At 62.0% G+C, this 6181-nt stretch carries 4 protein-coding genes; 2 read left to right on the forward strand and 2 right to left on the reverse strand.

Features of this window, described 5'->3' with window-relative positions:
• Window positions 1-15: 15 nt before the first annotated feature.
• Both ACVWZF_RS10600 and menA read right to left on the reverse strand, forming a co-directional pair.
• Window positions 16-1809 carry an LptA/OstA family protein gene (locus tag ACVWZF_RS10600; protein WP_457411408.1) on the reverse strand — a complete coding sequence of 598 codons (1794 nt, stop codon included), beginning with the start codon at window positions 1807-1809 and terminating at the stop codon, window positions 16-18.
• Window positions 1810-1963: 154 nt separating this feature from the next.
• On the reverse strand, window positions 1964-2905 hold the full coding sequence (gene menA / locus ACVWZF_RS10605) for a 2-carboxy-1,4-naphthoquinone phytyltransferase (RefSeq protein WP_457411410.1): 942 nt from the start codon (window positions 2903-2905) through the stop codon (window positions 1964-1966).
• Between the two features lie 282 nt (window positions 2906-3187).
• Here menA and ACVWZF_RS10610 point away from each other — a divergent pair, with 282 nt between their 5' ends.
• Entirely contained in the window at window positions 3188-4834 is a 1647-nt protein-coding gene (locus tag ACVWZF_RS10610; protein WP_457411411.1) for an isochorismate synthase, read from the forward strand.
• 116 nt (window positions 4835-4950) lie between these two features.
• Window positions 4951-6063: a threonine synthase gene (thrC, locus tag ACVWZF_RS10615; protein ID WP_457384265.1), complete on the forward strand. Its 1113-nt coding sequence runs from the start codon at window positions 4951-4953 to the stop codon at window positions 6061-6063.
• Window positions 6064-6181 lie beyond the last annotated feature (118 nt).

Below are 6181 nucleotides of genomic sequence, written 5' to 3' on the forward strand. Positions count from 1 at the left end.
CGAGGGGGGATCCCATCAGAGGGCGTCGGTGATGCGAAACTGAAACATGCCCTGCTGTTGCCCGTCCCCTTCGACGGTGTATTCATCTTGTTTTATGTTCAGGGTAACCAGCTTGCCACTGAGGCGATTGGCGCCCCGGCACATCTGATCCAGCGCGTTGCGGCCCGGCAGAGCTTGGGTGCTCTCCCCGGGAAGGCGGCCGACCTCTCCCCGATCGCAGAGCACCACAGGAGCCTGTTCGGCGCTGATTTTGAAAATTTGTTCTCGGTCAAAGTAATCGGCGCGATCCCCTTCGATGGCGCGGTTGGCCTGCACAATAACCACATTGCCAAAGAAGCGGGCATCGCCGCTGGCTTGGTCGATCTCCACCCGGTCGGCGTAGATCACCGTCGGCTGATCCACATCGGCCTGGGTCTCCGGGTTTTGTAGCCGCCGCGCCAGCCACTCCCCCTCGATCTGCTCGATCACCACCTCTCCCCGCAGCTCCACCTTTTCAGGGGTGATGGTGGCTTGGTTGGCCTTGGCCCTACGTCCCCGCTGGATAAACTCGACGGCATCGCTAAACTCGGAAGTGCCGGTGCGGGAGTTGTAAACCAGGCGGGCAGCCCGCACTTCGGTTTCGGCTTGGCGCAGTTCTTCCGTCAGGGATCCCCCGCCGGGCGTGGGGGTAGAGGCAGCCATCTGCCGGTAAAGGACGTTCTCTTCAAAGAAGAAGATCTTGTCGCGGTGGTTGCCCTCTAGGCGGGCTGAGGTGAGCACCCGTCCGGGCTCTTCCAGGGTAACTCCTCCCGTCAACAGACTTTGGGATTCGCGGCGGCGGTAGGTGCCCTGGGCCGCCTGGATGATGGTTTCCCCCTGGCGGATCTCCAGGTTGCCTTCCCCTTGGGCAATTTGTGTGTTGCGGTCGTACGTGAGGCGGTCGGCAATGATGGTGACTTCTTGATCCTGTTGGTCTGGGGTCGCCTCCGGGCCGGGAGAGGCCTGGGCCAAGCGCAGATCGGCCAATAAGGGATCCCGGCTGCTGTCGCCGGCCACCTCTTGCAACACCACACCGCCGGAGAGAATGCTTTGGGCCTGCTGGCGCAGGTAGGTGCCTTGGGGAGCGCGAATCTCGATGCCGCGTTCGCGAATGCGCAGGTTCCCTTTCCCCTCGGCCACCTGGTTGGTGCGGTCGTAGGTGATCTGGTCGGCGGTGATGGTGGTGGAGGTGGGTGCCGAGCCGTTTGGGGGCAACACTATCAGCTTGCCCTGCTCGGCCCTGAGAAGGGCAAACTGAAAGTTAAACGAACCGGAGCGGCCCTGCAGCACCATTTCCCGGCCTTTGAGGGTGAACTCCGCCGGCACCTCGATGCGCTCTTCAGGGGTGACTCTCAAGGCGCTGGTCAAGAGCAGGCTGCCGTCGCCGCTCCTCACCTCCACCTCCTCATCCAAATACAGCTCATCGGCGGTGGCATTGTAGCGGGCTCGCTTGGCCCGCCAAGTCATCTGCTCGCTGCTATCAAAAAAGGGATCCGGCACCCCTTTTTGCCGGTCGGCACCTTCTCCGTAGAAGTAGCCGTGTGCCCCCTGTTCAAATACCTGTTGCCCAGCTGCCAGATCCACCTGCTCGGCAATCAACCGCCAACGCTGATGGCCTCCCCGACGACCCAAGATGTCTACCCTGCGGCTGACCGAGAGGGGCTGATCGGGGGAAGGAGACTCCACCTTCACTTCCTCGATGTCGATTGACAAGGCCCAGCCCACCAAAGCAGCCAAGATGCTGCTCCCCAACAGCGCCACTCCCAGGTTGGAATTGAAGAATCGCCCCATCCTATTCTTGCTGCCGCCTCACCTCGACCCGAACTGACCACTCCCCTTGGAGCCAACGCTCTGAGCTAGCACTCTAGGCTGTAGCTTATCCCATTTTGCCGGCTGCACCGGGGGGATCCCGCGCACACCTAGCCTTAAGCCGACTTTTCAGCCTTCAGCCATAGCGGCTGAGGATGAACCCCAACCCCAGAAACAGCCCCAGCCAAAAATGGAGACTGACGGCGATGAACTTGGAGTGGCTAATCCGCTGCGGCTGGTCATGGTAAGCCCCCAGCAGGCGGGAAAGCCGCACTGCAAACGGGATCCCGGCCAAACTCAGCAGGGTCCAAGCTGGAAAGATCCCCAGCCCCACAAACAGCAGCATCAGGCCAAAAAGGCTGCCGCAGAGCCAGGGGATGAGGCGGGCCGAGCGCAAAGTCCCCAGGCGGGCCACCGGCGAGCGCTTGCCGCAGGCTAGGTCATCCTGCACTTGATGGAAATGGGAACAAAACAAAATCAAGCTGGTCGCCATCCCCACCACCAGTGAGGCTGCCAACCCCGGCAGCGACCAGGTCTGGCTTTGGCTGTAGTGGGCGGCCAAAACCGCCAGCGGCCCAAAGCTGAAAAAGCAGAGGATCTCGCCCAGGCCCTGATAGCCCAGGCGCAGGGGCGGCCCCTGGTAGGCATAGCCCAGCCCGCAGGCCAGCAGCACCAACAGCAGCACCGTGGGATCCGATTGCCGCCAGCTCAGCCACAGGATCCCCAGCAGCCCCAGGGCCAAAAAGGCATTCCCCACCCAAAACACCCGCCCTGGCTTGCCTGTCAGGTTAACCAGGGAGTGGAGTTTGTTTTTGTCCACCCCTGTCTGGGCATCGAACACGTCGTTGCTGAGGTTGACCCAGGCCAAGATGCAGATGGCGGCTCCCCAAAACACCCCCAAAACCCCCAAATCCAGTACCCCTGACTGGGCGTAGGCAATGGCGGATCCCACCCAGATGGGCATGATCGCCACACTGTACATGGGGGGCTTAAGGGCAGCCATCCACAATTGCCGGCGAGAGCGGTTGCTCCATGCGGCCTCTGCTGCTGGCTGCACTTGGCTGACATCTGGATGCATGCGAATTCTCCTTGGGGAGCAAGCCTGCTCTGGGGCCCGTCTCCGGATCTGTCCATATCCGTTCTGTAAGGTAGAGCGCCTTAGGAAGCATTCTCCAGGATGCTAAGAAACTTTGCAGTCCGTGAAGAAGCTCCTCAGATCTGGCCCCCAAAAGCCCGGGCTGCCGGCTCTTCTCCTAATCTCTTACTCCTAATCTCTTATCCTAAAGTCATCTCCTGCCGGTCTCCATCGACAGGTGTCCTGTTTTCGGCCAAGGTGGGATCGTTCTCTTTGCTCTTTCGCATGACCTCTTCTCTTTCCCCTCGGAATGCCCACGGTACGCTTGAGTGCCTGGAGTGGCCGAGAGCATGGCCGCCGACTCGCACTTCTACCTGGACGGACGAGGCGAGGGATCGGCGCTACTGGGATCCCTTCCTAGCCGCCTGCCAACAGATGGCACGGGCGCGGGGTGTTCCCCAAATCCTCAGCTTGTCGCAGCCCATCCCAGAGCTGGATCCGCTGGCGGTGCTGGCCCAGAGGCTGGGTTCTCTCCCCACAAACCGATTCCCGAGCTACTGTTATCTCTCCCACAAGGCCCGCGGGGAAAGGGTGCGGGTGTTGGGATGGGGATCCCTGCGGCGGGTCGATCTCTCGGGAGAAGGGGGCTTGCAGGCGGCGCGGATTTTTGTGGAAGAGCTGCAGCCCCACGTCCATGCCGCTTGCATTGGCAGAACGGAGCCCTCGGAAGTGGGAAGATTCCCAGGCAGCCGGCAGGAACGCCCTCTGTGTTTCTGTCGCCTTGGTTTCAGCCCCAGGAGCAAAGGGGGGGCAGCGCTGGTGCTGCCACGTTGGCAACTGTTGCAGGTGCCAGACTCCTGGGGATCCCTGACGGTGGCGCGGCTCAATCTGGAAATCGACCCCGAGAGCGACCTAGCGGCTTTGGCCGGGCAGATCACCGCCTTTTTTGCCCAAATGGAGCGCCTTTCTCGATCCCCCTTGCCCTCGTGGGAATTGCAAGCTCCTGTGCCAGTGAACTTGGAGGAAGCCCCCCTCTTGGCGCGCATCCAAAAAGCCCTGCAGGTGATTCAGGCGGGATCCCTGGAGAAAGTGGTGCTGGCCGAAGCCGTGGATCTGCACTTGCCTGTCCCGCCGTCAATCCCGTCCCTGCTGGCCTACCTGGAAAAAGATCATCCCGATTGCAGCATCTTTGCCTTTGCCGCTGGCGTCAGCGGGCCGAAGTCCTTGGAGGCAGATGCTCGGGGGAATTTGCCGGCCAGGCCTCTCCCCCTGGTCCAAGAGGGGGCCTTTCCCCAGGTTTTCTTGGGGGCCACCCCGGAGCGCTTGCTTTCCGTGTGGCAAGGCCGGGTGCAGATCGATGCCTTAGCCGGCTCCGCCGCCCGCGGCGCCACCCCTGTCCAGGATCGCCAGTTGGCCGAGGAGCTGCTCCGCAGCCCCAAAGACCGCCGCGAACACCAGTGGGTGGTGCGCTCGATCCAGGAGGCTCTGGGTCGGTTGGGGATGGATCCCTGCATTTCCCCGCAACCGCGGCTGCTCCGTCTAGCCAACATCCAGCATCTGCAAACCTTGATCGAGGCGGAGCTCCCCGCCGATGTACATCTGTTCGATCTGCTGGCCCAGCTCCACCCGACGGCAGCGGTGGGAGGGTATCCCCAACAGGCGGCGCTGCAGTGGCTAGAGCGGTTGGAACCCTTTGATCGCTCCAGCTATGCCGCTCCCTTGGGCTGGGTAGACTTACAGGGCAATGGCGAGTTTGTGGTGGGGATCCGCTCCGCCCTAATTCGGGGGAATTGGGCCCGCTTGTATGCCGGTGCCGGGATTGTGGCTGACTCCAACCCAGAGCAAGAGCTGGCCGAGATTCGTCTGAAGTTGCGCTCTCTGGTGCAGGCTCTGGCCTTGCGACCTGCAGCTCCTCTGCTCCCCAGCTTCTGAAGAGAGGGGATCAGGAAGATGTTTCTGCCGCCGCTGCGGGAGGTGGATACGAACCCCTCCACGAACAGCTACAGTGAGAAAGCTGGTCTTTGATTAGCCTCGGTGTCCTCTGCGGCATGGCGACCCTGAATCCCACCCATCCCCCTCGTATAGCCGGATCCCGCGCGCAAGTGGGGCTTTGGCCCGGCCTGATCCAGCACTATCGGGAATGGCTCCCCGTCAGCGCCAGCACACCTGTGGTCACGCTACATGAGGGCAACACGCCTCTGGTGCCTTCCCCGGCTTTGAGCCAACGGCTGGGGCGAGACTGTCAAGTTTACCTGAAGTTGGAGGGCCTCAACCCCACCGGTAGTTTCAAGGATCGGGGTATGACGATGGCCGTGTCCAAGGCCAAAGAGGCAGGGGCAGAGGCGATCATCTGCGCCAGCACCGGCAACACCTCGGCGGCGGCTGCTGCCTTTGCGGCCAAAGGAGGTCTGCGGGCCTATGTGCTGATCCCCGATGGCTACGTGGCCAAAGGCAAACTGGCCCAAACCCTGATGTACGGGGCGGAGATCATCGCCGTTCAAGGCAACTTCGACCAAGCGCTGGCTATGGTGCGGCAGCTGGCGGAAACCTACCCGGTGGCCCTGGTGAACTCGGTCAACCGCTTCCGCTTGGAAGGGCAGAAAACCGCCGCCTTCGAGGTGGTGGATGCTTTGGGGGATGCCCCCGATTGGCTCTGTATTCCGGTGGGCAACGCGGGCAACATCACGGCTTATTGGATGGGGTTTTGCCAGTACCGCCAGCAGGGCAAGGCTACCCGTCGCCCTCGTCTCTACGGCTTCGAGGCTGCCGGTGCTGCCCCCATGGTGTTGAACCGGGTGGTGGAACACCCAGAGACGGTGGCCACGGCCATTCGCATCGGCAATCCTGCCAGTTGGGTGAAGGCCAAGGCGGCAGTGCAGGTGAGCGGCGGTCAGGTGGATAGCGTCACCGACGAGGAGATTCTGGCAGCCTATCGTCTCCTGGCATCCGAAGAAGGGATCTTTTGCGAGCCGGCCAGCGCGGCCTCGGTGGCAGGATTGCTGAAATGGCGAGAGCAGGTGCCTGCTGGAGCACAGGTGGTGTGCGTGCTGACGGGCAATGGCCTTAAGGATCCGGACACGGCCAGCCACCAGGGATCCGCTCCTATCCACACCGGCGTTGTCCCTGAGCTGTCCGCTGTTGCTCGTCTGATGGGTTTCTAGCAGAAACCGCCCGCTGGTTAGGGTCAGCTAGAAATCGCAGGAGCCCCGCACTGTACCCGTAGGGTCAGTGTCGGGAGGAATGCGGAAGTTACGATAGAACCATGACCCAAGTCCTGAC

It is taken from the genome of Thermostichus sp. OS-CIW-30, from assembly GCF_054060215.1.